Source organism: Anabaenopsis elenkinii CCIBt3563, from assembly GCF_015245355.1.
Classification (GTDB): Bacteria; Cyanobacteriota; Cyanobacteriia; order Cyanobacteriales; family Nostocaceae; genus Anabaenopsis; species Anabaenopsis elenkinii.
Genome location: NZ_CP063311.1, coordinates 2,247,169 through 2,262,627 on the forward strand (window position 1 = coordinate 2,247,169; position 15,459 = coordinate 2,262,627).

Here is a 15,459-nt window from a genome sequence, read left to right on the forward strand (position 1 = left end):
ACAGGTAATTTTTATCTTAGGGAATGGGGAACAGGGAACACCGGAACAGGGAATAGGGAATGGGGAATAGGGAATGGGGAAATAGCAACGGCGTTCTCTCCAGCAATGACTGGAATATTAGGAGCTGTAATAACTTGCATAAGTAATCCCGATTATAATTTATTGGCTGGAAAATTAACAAATAAATCTTTGAGATAGCTAACAACACTCTGACAGTATGGTGAATATATGACAAAAAAACTGTTACATAGAATACTAAATTCTGAGGCTTAATTCAACGCTGGCAGATTTTAGCTATGTATAATACCTGAACGTTGTCATGGTTCCCGATGTATGGAAGTAACAATGTATGTGTGTTTATGGGTGGTTAATCTGAGTCAGTTAAGCCAAATTATTAGTTATATTGGGGTAATTGAGGTTTTATGAGTTCTACTTTAGAATTAGTTATCGGCTGGTTGTATCCTCGACTTATGAGTACCTATGGCGATCGCGGTAATGTGATTACCATCGAACGTCGCGCCCAGTGGCGGGGGTATAATGTGAGGGTAGTTCCCCTAGACCAAAGTTCGACCGCTGCTGATATTCACAGTGTAGATATTATTGTTGGTGGTGGCGCACAGGACCGCCAGCAAGAAATTGTCATGCGTGATTTACAGGGCGCAAAAGCGGAGGCTATGGGTGATAAAATTAATAATGGTACACCGGGAGTATTTACCTGTGGTTCTCCCCAACTGTTGGGCAAATATTACGAACCTGCTTTAGGGAAGCGGATTGAAGGTTTAGGAATCTTTGATTTAGTCTCTGTACATCCGGGGGAAAATACTCAACGCTGTATTGGTAATTTGGTAGTTGAAGTGACAGCTTCTCGATTAGGGCGGGAATTAGCAGAGATGACCGGAACTAAACCCTATTTAGTGGGTTTTGAGAATCATGGGGGACGGACTCGCCTAGGTGAGGTGGAAGCTTTGGGGCGTGTGGTCTATGGTTTGGGTAATAATGGTGAAGATGGGACTGAGGGCGCATTTTATCAGAATGCGATCGCCACTTATTCCCACGGTCCTCTGTTACCTAAAAATCCCTTTGTCGCTGACTGGTTGATCCAAACTGCTTTGCGGCTGAAATATCAACAGGCGATCGCATTGTCTCCACTAGATGATAGTCTGGCTTTACAAGGGCGATCGGCAATGTTCAAGCGGTTAAACCTGAGTTTACCACATTCAGTTTAAGCATAGATCGAACTTCCCAACCCATCCCCAGGGATGGGTTAGGGGTGGGGTTCTTAACGTTTGGCGAATTTCTTGCTCACTTTCCGTAAACGAATTGATTCGGGTGTGACTTCCACCAATTCATCTGGACCAATGTACTCTAAAGCTCTCTCTAAGCTCATTTCTATTGGTGTTTGCAATTGTACCAGTTCATCCCCACCAGAGGCGCGGTGATTGGTTAATTGCTTGGTTTTACACACATTTAACTCTAAGTCTTGGGGACGATTATGTTCTCCAATAATCATACCTTTATAAACTTTGGTTCCGGGAGTGATAAAGAATGCGCCTCTATCTTCTGCGTTTTTCATGGCGTAGAATGTGGAAACACCTTCCTCAAATGCAATCAGAACCCCTTTGTTCCGGGCTTCAATTTCACCGGTGAGGGGACGATAATCATGGAAACTGTGGTTCATAATCCCTTCACCACGGGTTAACCGCATAAATTCACCCCGGAAACCAATTAAACCCCGGGCGGGAATGATAAACTCTAGCAGGGTGCGACCATTCCCAATCACTTGCATATCTTGCATTTCGCCTTTGCGTTGTCCTAGGCGTTCAATACAGCTACCTACTGCATCTTCGGGAACGTCCAACGCTAGGAGTTCAAAGGGTTCGCAAGGTTGACCGTTGATTTCTCGGTAAATTACCTGTGGTTGAGATACTTGGAACTCGAAACCTTCTCGGCGCATGGTTTCGATTAAAATCCCCAAGTGCAATTCACCCCGACCGGAAACTTGGAATTTATCCGGGGAGTCAGTTTCTTCTACTCGTAGGGCGACGTTAGTTTCTAATTCACGCAACAGGCGATCGCGTACTTGTCTGGATGTTACCAGTTTACCTTCTTGACCGGCAAAGGGTGAATCATTGACCCAGAAAGTCATTTGTAAAGTGGGTTCATCCACTTTAATTAAAGGTAAAGCTTGGGGTTCGTTGGGGTCTGTAATGGTCTCCCCAATATAAGCATCACCAAAACCAGATACTGCCACAATATAACCCGCGGTGGCTTCTTCCATTTCCACCCGCTTGAGTCCTTCAAATCCCATTAATTTGGTAATTTTGGACTTGACAATAGTACCATCTTCCTTTACCAAAGCCGCCTGTTGTCCAGTGCGGATAGTACCATTATGGATTCTACCAATCACAATCCGTCCCAGATATTCCGAATAATCTAGGGTGGTGACTTGCAATTGTAGAGGTTTGTTAATATCCCCTACAGGAGGTGGAACGTGTTGCAGAATGGCATTAAATAGAGGCTGCATATCTACCGCTTCCCCTTCCATGGTTTCCTTGGCGTAACCGCCCATACCGGAAGCAAATAGATAGGTAAAATCACATTGGTCTTCATCTGCACCTAATTCTAGGAACAGGTCTAAAACCTTATCTACAGCCACATGGGGATCACCCTGGGATCGGTCAATTTTGTTAATCACCACAATGGGGCGCAGTCCCTTTTCTAACGCTTTTTTCAATACAAAGCGTGTCTGGGGCATAGGACCCTCATTAGCATCTACAATTAACAAACAACCATCCACCATACCGAGTACCCGTTCCACTTCGCCGCCAAAGTCGGCGTGTCCGGGGGTATCCACAATGTTAATTAATGTCTCTTTGTAGCGAACAGCCGTATTTTTAGAGAGAATGGTAATACCCCGCTCCCGTTCTAGGGCGTTGGAGTCCATGACACAATCCGGAACGTCTTCACCTTCTCGGAAAATACCAGATTGTTTGAGGAGCGCATCAACCAGGGTAGTTTTGCCGTGGTCAACGTGGGCGATGATGGCGACGTTGCGAATTGGGAGCGTCATAGGAGCTTTTAGTGAACTCAAGAGGGGGTTTTCAGTTTTCAATGTCAATACCGAGTCGCTCTAACAGAACTATTGTTAATTAGCAACTTCTGTAAAGAACCTTTAATAATTCTAGCTTAATTGTCACAATTCCGGGGGGTTTTCTGTAAACTTCTCCAGAAATAAATATTTTCCTCCCTAGTTTATCTATCAATCGCGTCTTAATTAACACCAAATTTATTTAACTTGCAACCAGCTAAATATCTCTCTTACCTCTAACCGCCAATCTTTTAACACATCAAGCACAGGTAATATATCAGTATTGTATTTGACCTCTGGTAATTGCTGAGGTTGAAATACCATCACGGATTTATCATTAGGGTCAATAAACCAACCTAATTTAGTCCCCTGCTGCATACAAAAAATAATTTTATTAATTACCGGAACTTGGCGGGAGCGTGAAAGCCCCTGAGAAGCAGCAACGCAGTTGCGTACTTCGTGCTTTAGACAGGGGATGAAACGCGACTTGGTAGGCTTCAGCCTGCTGTGTCCCCTTCGAGTTTTAGACTATCAATCCAATCTTCAATCAAAGCAGTGATAGTTTTATCTTTTTGAGCAGCATATAAATAAAGTTTATTTCTTCTCCGCTCAGATAGACGTATTGTTAATGTTTTTCCCTTCATAATTAACATACATTGTTAGTATTTAATGTTAGTATATATCAAGGAGGTGAAAACAATGTATGGATGTCAGCAAAACTTAGTTAACCCAGATAATGAACTTAGAGCAGTCCTTGAGTTTATTTGCTCAGAGTCCCATAAACTGACAAATTGTGGTATCTACTACGCTCGTCAGTTATATTTCAAAACTAGGAAGTTGATTGGTAAGTACGATTTAGAGAAAGAATATAAGACCAATAAACATTATCAAGTTTTGCACTCTCAAGCAGCACAACAAATTTTGAGGTCTGTAGCAGAATCATTTAAGTCTTTTAAAGAATTAGATAAGAAGTACAGCAAAGGTGAATTGCATTTTAAGCCCAAGCTGCCGAAATATCGTAAAGGTGTAGGGTATGCACTCGTGACTTATCCCAAGCAAGCATTGAAACTTGTTGGTGATCATATAAAAATACCGCTGGGTAGTACTGTTAAACGTTGGTTTAAACTTGATAGTTTCTTGCTGCCAATGCCTTCAAACCTGAAGTTTGCAGATGTCAAGGAATTAAGAATACTACCAAGAAACCGATGCTTTTATGCTGAATTTGTCTATGAGCAAAAGTCATCACCAAAAATTAATTTTAATCCTCAGTATGCTCTAGCAATTGACCCTGGCATCAACAACTGGTTAAGCTGTGTTTCTAATGCTGGAACTAGTTTTATTGTTGATGGACGCAAAGTTAAATCGCTTAACCAATGGTATAACAAACGTGTTGCGTCCTTAAAAGAAGGTAAACCACAAGGATACTGGGATGAACAACTAGCCCACATCACAGAAAAGCGTAACCGACAAGTGAGAGATGCTGTAAATAAAGCAGCTAGATTAGTTGTTGACTACTGCATTAAATACAAAATTGGTACAGTTGTTTTTGGGTGGAATCAAGGACACAGACAAGAAGCAAAGTTGGGTAAAACAACTCAATCTTTTGTACAAATACCAACAGCTAAATTAAAGGAACGAGTTAAACAACTGTGCGAATACTACAGCATCAAATTTGTTGAAACCGAAGAGTCCTATACCAGTAAAGCTAGTTTTTTAGATGGTGACTTTCTACCTATTTTCGGCGCAAAACCTGAAGGGTGGATACCAAGTGGAAAACGAGTAAATCGCGGAATGTATCGTACTGGTGCAGGTAAATTAATCAACGCTGATTTGAATGGTGCTGCGAATATTCTTCGCAAAGTAGAGACACAACTAGATTTAAATCTGGTCAAGGTCTGTAGGCGAGTTTTGACCCTCGCTACCAGATATCGCATCTGGGAAACCAAAACTAAAAAGCGGCGGGAAGCGGCTTTAGCCCTTCTGGTAGCAACAGTTTAGAATCCCCGTCCATTTATGGCGGGGAGAGGTCAATCCTGTGGGCAAACCATAACCCCACCCTCAATATTGAACCTTTTTGTCTAAGATACTTTAAACAATATTACACTTTAACCAAATAAAAAATAATATTAGTAATAATCTTTACAATACACTAAAGGGTTATTATTAAAGGTTTTCAGCCATAAGTAAGATAATTTGGTAATATTTGCTGTTCATAGACAGATATGAAATAAATCTTTTAGGATACTGATATCGGCTACACAGATAAAATACTGATGTCAACAGAGTATTGGCGAGCGAAAATTTGGGGGTTACTCCATGACCCTGTGTTAAAAGCCTTACACAACAACAGCGGTAGGGGTGGGAACAGCTTCTATGAGCAACTAGAAGCAATGAAACCTTGGGTTGAGATCAATAGAATACCTGAAGAATCAGCTGGTAAAGTATTAAAAAATATACTTTTAGCTGACTATATCGCCTCCGCCAGTGACAGAGCAGCCATAGGTAGTGTGACAGCCACTATTAACTATGCTCCGGGTAATAATCCTGACAATGGCTTAGAGATTACTCATTTATTATCTGGTGCAACCCAAGAATTTAAGATTAGAGAGCATCAGACCTTAATCACATCTTCACCTGAAGAATATTTAGCAGACAAAGAGCAACAATTATTACAACTCATACCCCCGGAACTACAAACCGCAGATATTACAGATAATATTGCCCAGATTAAGAAATTATATTGGTGGTTATGGCGTTGTTTACCCCAAGCAACCTGTGACTTATTTAATGATAGTTCATTAATGTTAATGCCAGCGGAAACCAGATTACCCGATGCTTCTATCTGGAGTCATGTAAGCATGACCTCAGCTTTAGCTGGCGCATTAGCAGGATATGACTTGACCCTAGAAGAAGTCAAACAGTGTACGATAAATCAACCAGTATCTCATCCTTACCTAGCAGTATTTAGCTTTAGTCCGGTACAAGAACTGATCAAAGCCAGTCGCAAAATGCGGGATTTTTGGGCTGGTTCGTGGTTGTTACATTATCTTTCAGCCAAAGTTTGCTGGAAACTGGCTAATCAATATGGCCCAGATACTTTACTCTATCCCAGTCTTTACCAACAACCACTGATTGACCATTGGTTACTACAAACATACCCAGAATTTCAGCAGTGGGTAAACCCACCAACAGCAGAATCATTACTAACCGCAGGTTTCCCCAATGTTATAGTTTTAGTTTTACCTAAAGCTAAAGTTAAAGCCGCCATGCAAACAGCCCAACAAACTCTGATGGCTGAATGGCAACATATCAGTAAATTAGTTCTAAAAGAACTACAAAACGAACGTTATTGGATGAGAAACTTAGATGCTCATCATAGCACTTGGGAAGGTTGGTTACAATCCCAATGGCAGTTTTATTGGACTGCTTTACCCATTGGGAAAGAAGGTGAGGAATTTAAGATTTCCGCTGCTGAAAATAAAGATCAAGAATTGCAAAAATGGTGTGAGGTACAAAACCAAACCTATAATTTAGATAAACAGGTCACAGGTGAAGGAGTTAAATTATTTAAAGACCAAGAATTAAAATTACTGCGAGAAGCATATAAAAAAGGTTGGGAAAGGCAACAAAGAGACTTTAGTGCTAATGTTGGTTCATGGTGGGGATATATATTTGATGCTACCCGTGCAAGTTTAGCATCTGTGAAAAATGCTAGAAATTGGCAAATACCCACAGCATTTGGTCCCCGGTCTACAATTTCTGGTATTGGTCCGGTGGTCAACACGGGTCAAGACTGGACAACAGAAGGAGATACCAAAAGATTGTGGTCAAGACAAGCTGGTTTATTTGATGGTACAGAACAGTTAAACGCTACGGAAACCCTTAAACGTAGTTTACCAAAAATTATCGGCGAACTATTAGGAGTACCTGATTTACAAGTATCCTATCCTGATTTAACTTCTGGTGTCGCCGGATATTTGAAAGTTAATCAGGGTCAGTCTGAACATGAAAACAATTTTAATCAGGCTTGTCAAGCTATAATTAGTAGGTTTACCGACACCAAAACAATGCTCCAAGATATGCGCAGTAAATGGGGTATTCCTTGGAGGGATAAACAAAATACTCCTAAACAATATCATCCCCGTCTACTCAATTCTGGGTGGTTAGTGGAGGAGTTAGAAGATGGGAAAGAATTTAAAATTGAATATACTCAAGCGTTGAATCAGATTATTAGTCAATACTATCCCCAAAATAACCCATCTAGCTGGTATGTCTTAGCCGCTGGTGATGGTGATGGGATGAGTGAATGGTTAAAAGGGGCGAAGATGAAAGCCTATAAGGAATATATTCCCTCTGGTCTGAAGGTTGATTTAGAGAATTTCCCCCAATTCCTAGAACTGAAAAAACGCATGGGACCTAGTACCCATAATGCCTTAAGTCGCGCCTTACTAGATTTTTCTAATCAACTTGTGCCTTACCTCACAGAATGTCGCTATGCTGGTAAACTGATTTATGGTGGTGGTGATGACGTTTTAGCCTATACGAATCTGTGGGAATGGGACGAATGGTTATGGGATATTCGCCAATGTTTCCAAGGTGGAAAGGACCCCAAGGATGAATTTAGTAATGATGGGGATTATTGGCAGTATAAAGGTAATAGCCAGCAATTAGTTGACCGTCCTTTATTTACTATGGGGAGCGCAGCTACTATCAGCTTTGGTATTGTCATCGCCCATCATTCGGTTCCCCTAGCGATCGCCTTAGAAAGTCTCTGGGAAGCAGAAAAAAAAGCTAAAGAACATCACAGTCCTGAAGGTGCAAAAAAGGATGCTGTACAGGTGCGTGTACTATACGGTAATGGTAACACCTTAAAGTCAACGGCTAAATTTGAGGTTTTTCATCAATGGCAAATATTAATCAGTGGGGAAGAAGACAGCGCCCTATTTGAACAAGCTGCGAGTTTGTGGAGTCAACACCCAGCGCCTAATTCTGAGGCTATTTTACCTTGGACGCAGGTATTTTGCGATCGCCGTGACCAATTCCAAAATCATCAAACTGCAAAAGCCGAGTTTCAGCAAAAATTAGGAGCATTTCTCAACCTTCTGTTTACAACCACTCAAATTACTCATCTTAATCATGAAGTGGAGAACTGGTTAAAACTTGCAGCATTTGTCAAACGTAACCGCCATATTAAAATAGGAGGTGGTCGTTAATGTATTGGTACAAACTCACACCTTTAGATATATTAATGTTACGGGACGCTAAACCCTTTTCACCACAAGAAAGGGCTTGGGCCGGGAGTGTATTTCCTCCCAATGGTCATGCGATCGCCGGAGCATTGCGGGGACTTTTAGGAGAGAAAAAAGACTTTCGTTTAACAGGTCCGTTGCTCTGTCGTCAAAACCAGGGACAGAATACCTTATATTTTCCCCGTCCCCTAGGATTTGTCAAATCTACCCCCCTAGTGCCACTAGTATGGGAAGATAAATCTCATGTGCATAATGCATTGTGGGATAACAATCAACCTTGTCCTTTAGTTAAACCCGCTGATGCACTCCCAGATGATGAAGAATACAATTCAGCTAAGGGTCAAGCTGATGACTTCAGACAATATCTACCTTATGAAGTTGTTAGAGATTATCTGAAGACAGGGAAGATTCAAGAAAAAGATTGGTTAGTAGAGAGTGGTAGGGATGAAGATAAACCTTGGACAATAGAAACCCGTTCTCATAATACCCTAGAGCCGGGAACTAGACAAGTTAAAGATGCCGATGGTTATTTTGTAGAAAACGCCATTCGCCTCCGTCCTCATTGGAGTTTAGCCATCGGTGTTGATGAGCAATTACCAACACCTAATACGATGAGATTAGGAGGGGAAGGACACCGGACAATGATAGAATATTCCCCAGAATTAACACAACAATGGGTAGAAATTCAAGGAATTTCCCGGGGGAATTTCCAATCTATTAATAAGTCTATTGCTTATTTAATTACCCCAGGGGTATTTGAACGTAAACAGCGCATTAGAAATAACAGGTTTACATCTTTATGTCGTCCCTATCCCTGGGAATGGAAATTAATAGATGGTAACTTTGTTACTATGTCTACTGATAAACCAGTACCTATTAGTTGCCGTATTCGGTCTAAATATAATGCCAATCATAGCATTCCCGCACCTCAAGTATTTGCAGCACCGCCGGGAAGTTTGTATTTTTTGAATCAACCCCAAGGATTGTTTCAGGATGATTCCCACCAGCGTGTAAATAATTGGCGACGGTTGGGTTATTCCGAAATGCTGTGGATTAAATACAAATAGCAATCAATTAAGTTAGGTAACATCATCATGAAATCGATTTATTTATATTTACTCTCACCATTACATACAGGTGGGACAACCCAAGAAGGTAATTTACTGGGAATTGCGCGGGAGTCACATACTAATTTACCTTATATTCCTTCTAGCACCATGCGGGGTAAAATCCGTTCCCTTGCAGATAAAAGCATTCAAGCTCAGTTATTTGGTACAGATTTAAAAGATGGTAAATTAGAACAAGGTGATATTTGGATTGGTGACGCTTCTATATTGTGGTTACCGGTACCATCTCTCAGCCATAGTGTGGTGTGGGTGAGTTGTCCTATGTTATTACAAAGATGGCAACGATTACAAGGCGGTAATTTAGGTAATTTAACTATCCCCCCAGAATATAGCTGTAATTTCGCTGCTGTTAACTCTGCTATTTACCTCAAAGATGCTATTATTAAGGCGGAAAATCTAAAAAAATGGGATAATTGGGCAAATTTTGTCCCTAAATCATCCGCCACCAGTTCAATTAACCGTCTGTTAGTTTTACCTGATCAACATTGCGGTACATTAATTCAAATGAGTTTATGGCGACAGGTAAAAATTAAATTGGATGAACATAAATCTGTAGATGGTGGTTTTCGCTACGAGGAAGCAATCCCCCCAGATACATTGATGTATTTACCCTGGGGTATGACATCCCAAGCTAATGGAAGATCACAAAACTCCTGCTCTGAGTTTGAAACATTATTAGCTGGTAATACCATTGTGCAAATTGGTGGACAGGAAAGTTTAGGACGGGGATTTGTCCAACAATGGAGTAGAAATTAGCAATGATGAAATTAATTACAGGAATTAATTGATATGAGCTTTGACCCCAGAACCCTCGCTAGTCCGATTTATGACGCTTTAAATAATTTGCGCGCTCTCCCCAATCAAGATGATACTCGTCTGAAACAACAAAAAAGTCAAGCAGTTGAACTTTATACCTATCTTTCTACCTGGGGAATGATGCGCCTCAAGGCTGAAGAAACAGCCTTGGGTGATAATATGGAGGGTAAAAAGCAGGTGGTGAAGAAGTTTTTTCAGTGTTTAGAAGAGGTTTCAGGAGTACGAAATTTAGCCGGCGATCGCGGTTTAGATACTTTAAGAAAACTCGGTACAGATGAATATTTAGGTTTAACTGGGTTAGGTCTTGCTTTAGCACAGGAATTTAGTTTTTGGGCGACTGCTATTTATGCAGATATTAAGGGAGAATAAAAATCATGGTATTTCAAAGACCAAGACCAAATAGGCCCAACAACCCTGCACCCACAGCAGTTAATAGACCTAATCATGGTCAGGGTGGGGGTGGTCGTCGTGGTGGGGGTGGTGGTCAGGGTGGTGGTCAACCTTCCCAACCTTCCCCTTGGTTAAACCCTGAAAATCCACCGCAACCACATACAGAAGCTAGTTTTGTCGAGTATTTACGCTGGATGCGATCGCCTGACGGTGAAAATAAAGATATCACCAAATTGCAGATATTACAATTGGCAGAACAGGGAAACTACCGCGATCGCTTACAACAACTAACCCAGCGCACAGAATTAATCGCCCAAACTAGTTTTAAAGTTCAATGTCCCTGGCGCATTAGAGTAGGTGGACACCGCGGACCAGAAAGTATTTTATTACCTGCTTTCGATGCTTTGGGTTTACCATACATTCCTTCTAGCACTTTAAGAGGTGTAGCTAGAACCCAAGCTATTCGGGAAATTATCACCCAACAGGGAATTTCTTGGAAAGACGCAGAAAAACAAGTTGCGCCTTGGTTTGGCTCCTTAGAAACCACAAACCCCAAGGAACGCTGCGGTAAAGTTGTCTTTCTCGATGCTTATCCCCTCCCTCAACCAAATGAGAATGTGTTAGCTGTGGATATGGCTAATAACATTTGGAAATGGGAAGGTAACACAACAGTATATAGTCCTAATCCTAACCCATTTTTCAGTTTAGAAAAACCTTTTTTTCTCATTGGGTTACGTCTAGCTAGTGGTTGTACAGATGAGCAAATTTTAGAAAAAGTTAAACAGTGGTTAACTGCAGGTTTACAAGCGGGAATTGGTTCCCAAGTGAATAGTGGTTACGGTCAGTTAAACCGCGCTGGTAAAATTAGCCCCCAAAGTGAATTTTTCCGAGTTAAATTTACTTTAAAAGGTCAATTAATTCATGGAAGAAAAAAATTTAGTAATGTCAATCAACCATTGAACCGCAAAGGTAGAGCAGATACAATTAATCATGGAGAGGTTAGACCGGTAGCGTTTAAATCCATGTTACGTTATTGGTTTAGAACCTTGGCTTTAGGTGTTTTAGAACCGGGACAAGTTCAAACCTGGGAAGGTAAAATATTTGGTACTATTACCCCTAAAAAAGAATTGGGGTGGTTAATGGTGAGGGTATTAGATGGTAGAGTCACCCAAAGGGAAGCTCAAAATCAACAAGCTCCTCCTGGTAGACAAGAAGGTATTTTAACATTAAATTACTCCCCAGAGATACCAGAAAATCAGCAAGAAAACTTCAGGAAACTCGGGAAAACCTTGACTTGGTTAATGTTCCATTTAGGTGGTGTTGGTCAGGGAGCAAGAAGACCTTGTTATTCTCGCCGCAATAATCAGTATGCTCCTTGGTGGCGCGGTTCTACCTTCATACCGGAGCGTGAAAATTCATTTTGGACATTACCAAAAACTCCTGGAGAATTTCAAAAACTATTTAAACAGCGACTCAGAGATTTTTATCAAGCACTCCAAAGTTTAGGCGCTAATTGTAATTATCAGCAACTACAAAAATCTGGTACAGCTAACTCTTCTACTTGGCGTGAAGCATTAGATATTAATGCCAAAATTGTAGTAGTTAGTGGTGACAAAAACACCAATAAACCCTATCCACTGCATATTTTACATCAACGGTTTCACCAATTAGAACATTCTGACTACACTAATGCCAAAAACCTCTGCGGAGGCGTTAGAAAAGACTACCCCAATAATATTAAACGTGAAGTAGTTCCTTCCCCAATATGGATTGCAGATTTAGACGAATATCAAGTAGTAACCGTATTTGGAGCTAACGCAGACCCCCGGAAAAAATATTTACAAACCTTAGAAGGTTCTTTACCAATTTTCCCCCTATGACTGTCAATAATTCCCATCACGTTGATACCTTAATTATTACCGTAGGTACTCGACAAATAGGCTGGCGCTGCAAAGATCATATTATTCGTTCCTTTGGTGCTGATGGTAATATTGGTTATCCCTCCCATATCACCGAACTGTATCAAGAATTGGGAATAGAACGGGGTGTACATCCAGAAAATGACAAAACCTACCCCTATAGTGCTAAAGACCTGGGACAGCGTTATTATGAATACTGCAAAGAATGGTTAGTCGGTGATTTTAGCTCTGTGGAATTACTCCTAGATCAAAATATAATTGACCAAGGGGTGAAGCAAGGTTTAAAACATATTCTTCTTTGGGGAACTGACCAACCAGAAACAGTTTCTTGGTTCCATCGTCGTCTTGATACGGTGTGGATAGCAGAGTTAATGAGGGGTAAAATTATCAGTTTATATCCTCAACTGAGAGTTGATATTCACGCCCCTAAAATTGCCGCTAATGATAGTTATGCTATTCGTCAAGAATTAGAATTGTTAGTTTTAAAGGAAGCCTTAGATAGTTTTTCACCCCATAACCAGCAAGAGTTTGTTTTGTGGATACAAAATAAAGGTTGTGCACCGGCGATCGCATCTTCTGTGGAAATTTGCGCCGCTGCTCTGGTGCGTCAGTGTCAGGTATTCAATGCTAGTCCTGATGACCCTAGGGAATTTTTCACCACATTAGAAAATGGTTTAGTTACCGCTAATCATTCCCAAAGTTTCCAACTCATCCCCATGGGAGAATATTTTTGGTCTTTGGAACGGTTACGGATTATCTCAGCTTGGGAAAGAGGGGATTTTGTGGAAGCTCAACTGTGGTTGAGGATTCATCAAAACAAGTACGAACTACTATATAAATTAGCTGGTTTTTTAGCAAAGTATAGTAACTGGGAATCTCATGATCAGGATTTTTTCCGCAAGTTAAAAGAATGGTTAAATTCTCGCCCTGTCGGTAAAACCGTGGATGTAGAACAGCTTCAAGCTTGGAATACACAGTTAGATATCACGCAAGGTGATGATTTAACTAAATTATGGGAGTCTACAATTATTATAGAGTTATCGGTACAACGGGAGAACTACACCACAGCCTTTATTCAATTCGCGCAGATTTTGGAACGGTTACTTTACATTCAGTCAACAAGACAAAATTGGGCTAGGAGGGGTTGGAAACCCCAAAGAAGCGATGAGCCATCACTTAATGATTTAATTCAAGGTTGGTGCGATTATCAAAGATTTAATCAAAATCATCGGTGGTCAAAATTATTAACTGCTATTAGGGAAAAACGCAATGAAGTAATTCATCAAGGTAAGTCTATCACCTTAAGAGATATTCGTTACCTGTGGAATAATAATAACTTTCCCGTGAGATTTCCCGAAACACCGGAGATCATTAAAAACTTAATGATGGATGTCCTCAAAGAAATTATTCCCCCCCCTAGTGTCCATCGACTGTTAATGCGATCGCTCTATCAATGGGGACTAGACTACCTCAAAAACTCTACTTAGAGGATATTGCAAAAGTTATGATTAATGTATCAACTATTGTTTGACCTCCCCCTGTTCCCTGTTCCCTGTTCCCTATTCCCTGTTCCCTGTTCCGGTGTTCCCTTTCCTAACTGATAATTTCTCAACTCAAATAGGATGACTATATATTACCATAGCGAGAAACTAAAGCCTGAGCCGATAAACGATGCTTTTCTACCAACTGCGGTGGAGATAAAACCTGAGCTTTATCTAAAAACCGATGTACCCACAGACTAAACTCATTTAAAGACCGGGGTGGGAGACTCACTTGATAGTCTATATAACTGTAGTCACCCGTCTTCCTGTCAACCAGTCCGGGAGTAATTACTTGTTTGAGATGACGTAACTCACCCTCTAAAATAAATGCTGATACTGGGGGGAAAAACCGCACCTTCACAGTAATAAATGGTAAGTTTCCCCCTAATTCTAACTTTTGGTCTTCTAGTTCCCCTAAACTTAAACCCCAGCCATTTTCTAGTAATGTCTCAGCTTTAGTTAAACTTTCTTTTTGCTTTTCTAACCCCCGCGCTGGTATTTTCAGGAGTTCACAGTAATCACTAAAACGATTTAAACGCCCAATCACTAAATGGTCACTAGCACAAGCTTGATAAAGTAAATACCAAGCCACATCATGGTAAATTAACTGTAAAGGAAAAACCCTAAAATATCCAATGCGGTTAGAACCATAAAGGTCTTTACTGCGGTAAATTTCTACAGCTTGTCCTTGAATAATTGCCGTTTCGATTAATGATAACTGATGAAATAAAGTATCCCGGTTTTCCCCCTTGTATGCCATTTCTTCCGGGTCAGTATAGATAATAGCACGATTGAGGTATTGGCGAGTGGGGTAAAAAAATTCCCCATTCATTTCCATATCTAAACCCCGTAATCTTTTACTGACAGCTTCATAAACCCGTCTGACTTGAGCATCACCTTGATATTCTGCTTGGGAAGCCAAAGCATTAAAAGCTATTTTTAATTCTGTAGTGGAGAGCGCACCAGTACCCAGGTAATAACCCCATCGGTACATCCTGTCCCCTAGTATACCATAACGCCGGAGAGTTTCTAAATCTTTACGCAGGGTGGGGATAGACGGATAGCCCAATGGTAATTTTATATTCAGTTCCGTTGCGAGTTTTTGCAGATATACCCTCACAGCATCAATTGCATTGTGCTGTTTATTCGGACTACATTTACTAAAGTCTCGACTACCTATACCTGGATACTTTAAGAATGTAGCAATTAATAGCATTAACCGGGTAAAGGCCACATTATCTATATAGGGATGATTTCTTTCCTGCTTGGCCATAGTTAAAATAATTACCTTCCAACTAAATTACACTGCCTGAATCTGAGTATAAAAAC

General features: G+C 40.7%; 12 protein-coding genes and 1 pseudogene. 8 read left to right on the top strand and 5 right to left on the bottom strand.

What is annotated here, in order from left to right; translation table 11 throughout:
- Window positions 1-11: 11 nt before the first annotated feature.
- Window positions 12-140, bottom strand: coding sequence for a hypothetical protein (locus IM676_RS20030; protein WP_263973174.1), 129 nt, complete (start codon window positions 138-140; stop codon window positions 12-14).
- A gap of 282 nt (window positions 141-422) precedes the next feature.
- Between IM676_RS20030 and IM676_RS09885 the strand changes: the two genes are divergently transcribed.
- Complete coding sequence (locus IM676_RS09885; protein WP_200986763.1) at window positions 423-1,226, top strand: type 1 glutamine amidotransferase; 804 nt, start codon at window positions 423-425, stop codon at window positions 1,224-1,226.
- Between the two features lie 53 nt (window positions 1,227-1,279).
- Here IM676_RS09885 and typA read toward each other — a convergent pair whose 3' ends face one another.
- The 3 genes and pseudogenes from typA to IM676_RS09900 all read right to left on the bottom strand — a co-directional run bounded on the left by typA (window position 1,280) and on the right by IM676_RS09900 (window position 3,732).
- On the bottom strand, window positions 1,280-3,070 hold the full coding sequence (typA, locus tag IM676_RS09890) for a translational GTPase TypA (RefSeq protein ID WP_200986764.1): 1,791 nt from the start codon (window positions 3,068-3,070) through the stop codon (window positions 1,280-1,282).
- Window positions 3,071-3,286: 216 nt separating this feature from the next.
- A pseudogene (locus tag IM676_RS09895) lies at window positions 3,287-3,490 on the bottom strand (Uma2 family endonuclease); the annotation flags it as partial.
- A 95-nt stretch (window positions 3,491-3,585) separates the two neighbouring features.
- A complete protein-coding gene (locus IM676_RS09900) occupies window positions 3,586-3,732 on the bottom strand; it encodes a hypothetical protein (protein ID WP_200986765.1) in 147 nt (48 codons plus the stop codon).
- Window positions 3,733-3,757: 25 nt separating this feature from the next.
- Here IM676_RS09900 and IM676_RS09905 point away from each other — a divergent pair, with 25 nt between their 5' ends.
- From IM676_RS09905 to IM676_RS09935, 7 genes are all read left to right on the top strand, one after another.
- Complete coding sequence (locus tag IM676_RS09905; protein WP_225880320.1) at window positions 3,758-5,086, top strand: RNA-guided endonuclease InsQ/TnpB family protein; 1,329 nt, start codon at window positions 3,758-3,760, stop codon at window positions 5,084-5,086.
- Window positions 5,087-5,361: 275 nt separating this feature from the next.
- Window positions 5,362-8,301 (top strand): type III-B CRISPR-associated protein Cas10/Cmr2, encoded by a 2,940-nt coding sequence (gene cas10, locus IM676_RS09910; RefSeq protein ID WP_200986767.1) that lies wholly within the window; start codon window positions 5,362-5,364, stop codon window positions 8,299-8,301.
- Window positions 8,301-9,404, top strand: a complete 1,104-nt coding sequence (locus tag IM676_RS09915; RefSeq protein WP_200986768.1) for a type III-B CRISPR module-associated Cmr3 family protein — start codon at window positions 8,301-8,303, stop codon at window positions 9,402-9,404. Before cas10 ends, IM676_RS09915 begins: the two co-directional genes overlap by 1 nt.
- Before the next feature lie 27 nt (window positions 9,405-9,431).
- Window positions 9,432-10,220 carry a type III-B CRISPR module RAMP protein Cmr4 gene (gene cmr4, locus IM676_RS09920; RefSeq protein WP_200986769.1) on the top strand — a complete coding sequence of 263 codons (789 nt, stop codon included), beginning with the start codon at window positions 9,432-9,434 and terminating at the stop codon, window positions 10,218-10,220.
- 33 nt (window positions 10,221-10,253) lie between these two features.
- The gene (locus tag IM676_RS09925; protein ID WP_200986770.1) at window positions 10,254-10,649 is read left to right on the top strand and encodes a hypothetical protein; all 396 of its coding nucleotides are present in this window, start codon (window positions 10,254-10,256) and stop codon (window positions 10,647-10,649) included.
- A 5-nt stretch (window positions 10,650-10,654) separates the two neighbouring features.
- On the top strand, window positions 10,655-12,550 hold the full coding sequence (locus tag IM676_RS09930; protein ID WP_200986771.1) for an RAMP superfamily CRISPR-associated protein: 1,896 nt from the start codon (window positions 10,655-10,657) through the stop codon (window positions 12,548-12,550).
- Complete coding sequence (locus IM676_RS09935; RefSeq protein WP_200986772.1) at window positions 12,547-14,076, top strand: hypothetical protein; 1,530 nt, start codon at window positions 12,547-12,549, stop codon at window positions 14,074-14,076. Before IM676_RS09930 ends, IM676_RS09935 begins: the two co-directional genes overlap by 4 nt.
- Before the next feature lie 139 nt (window positions 14,077-14,215).
- Here IM676_RS09935 and IM676_RS09940 read toward each other — a convergent pair whose 3' ends face one another.
- Window positions 14,216-15,403, bottom strand: coding sequence for a helix-turn-helix transcriptional regulator (locus IM676_RS09940; protein WP_200986773.1), 1,188 nt, complete (start codon window positions 15,401-15,403; stop codon window positions 14,216-14,218).
- Between the last annotated feature and the right edge of the window lie 56 nt (window positions 15,404-15,459).

Coding starts and splice junctions, on each gene's coding strand:
- IM676_RS09940 (WP_200986773.1), bottom strand. CDS start 15,403: ATGGCCAAGCAGGAAAGAAATCATCCCTATATAGATAATGTGGCCTTT.
- IM676_RS09935 (WP_200986772.1), top strand. CDS start 12,547: ATGACTGTCAATAATTCCCATCACGTTGATACCTTAATTATTACCGTA.
- IM676_RS20030 (WP_263973174.1), bottom strand. CDS start 140: ATGCAAGTTATTACAGCTCCTAATATTCCAGTCATTGCTGGAGAGAAC.
- cmr4 (WP_200986769.1), top strand. CDS start 9,432: ATGAAATCGATTTATTTATATTTACTCTCACCATTACATACAGGTGGG.
- IM676_RS09915 (WP_200986768.1), top strand. CDS start 8,301: ATGTATTGGTACAAACTCACACCTTTAGATATATTAATGTTACGGGAC.
- IM676_RS09930 (WP_200986771.1), top strand. CDS start 10,655: ATGGTATTTCAAAGACCAAGACCAAATAGGCCCAACAACCCTGCACCC.
- IM676_RS09905 (WP_225880320.1), top strand. CDS start 3,758: ATGTTAGTATATATCAAGGAGGTGAAAACAATGTATGGATGTCAGCAA.
- cas10 (WP_200986767.1), top strand. CDS start 5,362: ATGTCAACAGAGTATTGGCGAGCGAAAATTTGGGGGTTACTCCATGAC.
- IM676_RS09900 (WP_200986765.1), bottom strand. CDS start 3,732: ATGAAGGGAAAAACATTAACAATACGTCTATCTGAGCGGAGAAGAAAT.
- IM676_RS09925 (WP_200986770.1), top strand. CDS start 10,254: ATGAGCTTTGACCCCAGAACCCTCGCTAGTCCGATTTATGACGCTTTA.
- IM676_RS09885 (WP_200986763.1), top strand. CDS start 423: ATGAGTTCTACTTTAGAATTAGTTATCGGCTGGTTGTATCCTCGACTT.
- typA (WP_200986764.1), bottom strand. CDS start 3,070: ATGACGCTCCCAATTCGCAACGTCGCCATCATCGCCCACGTTGACCAC.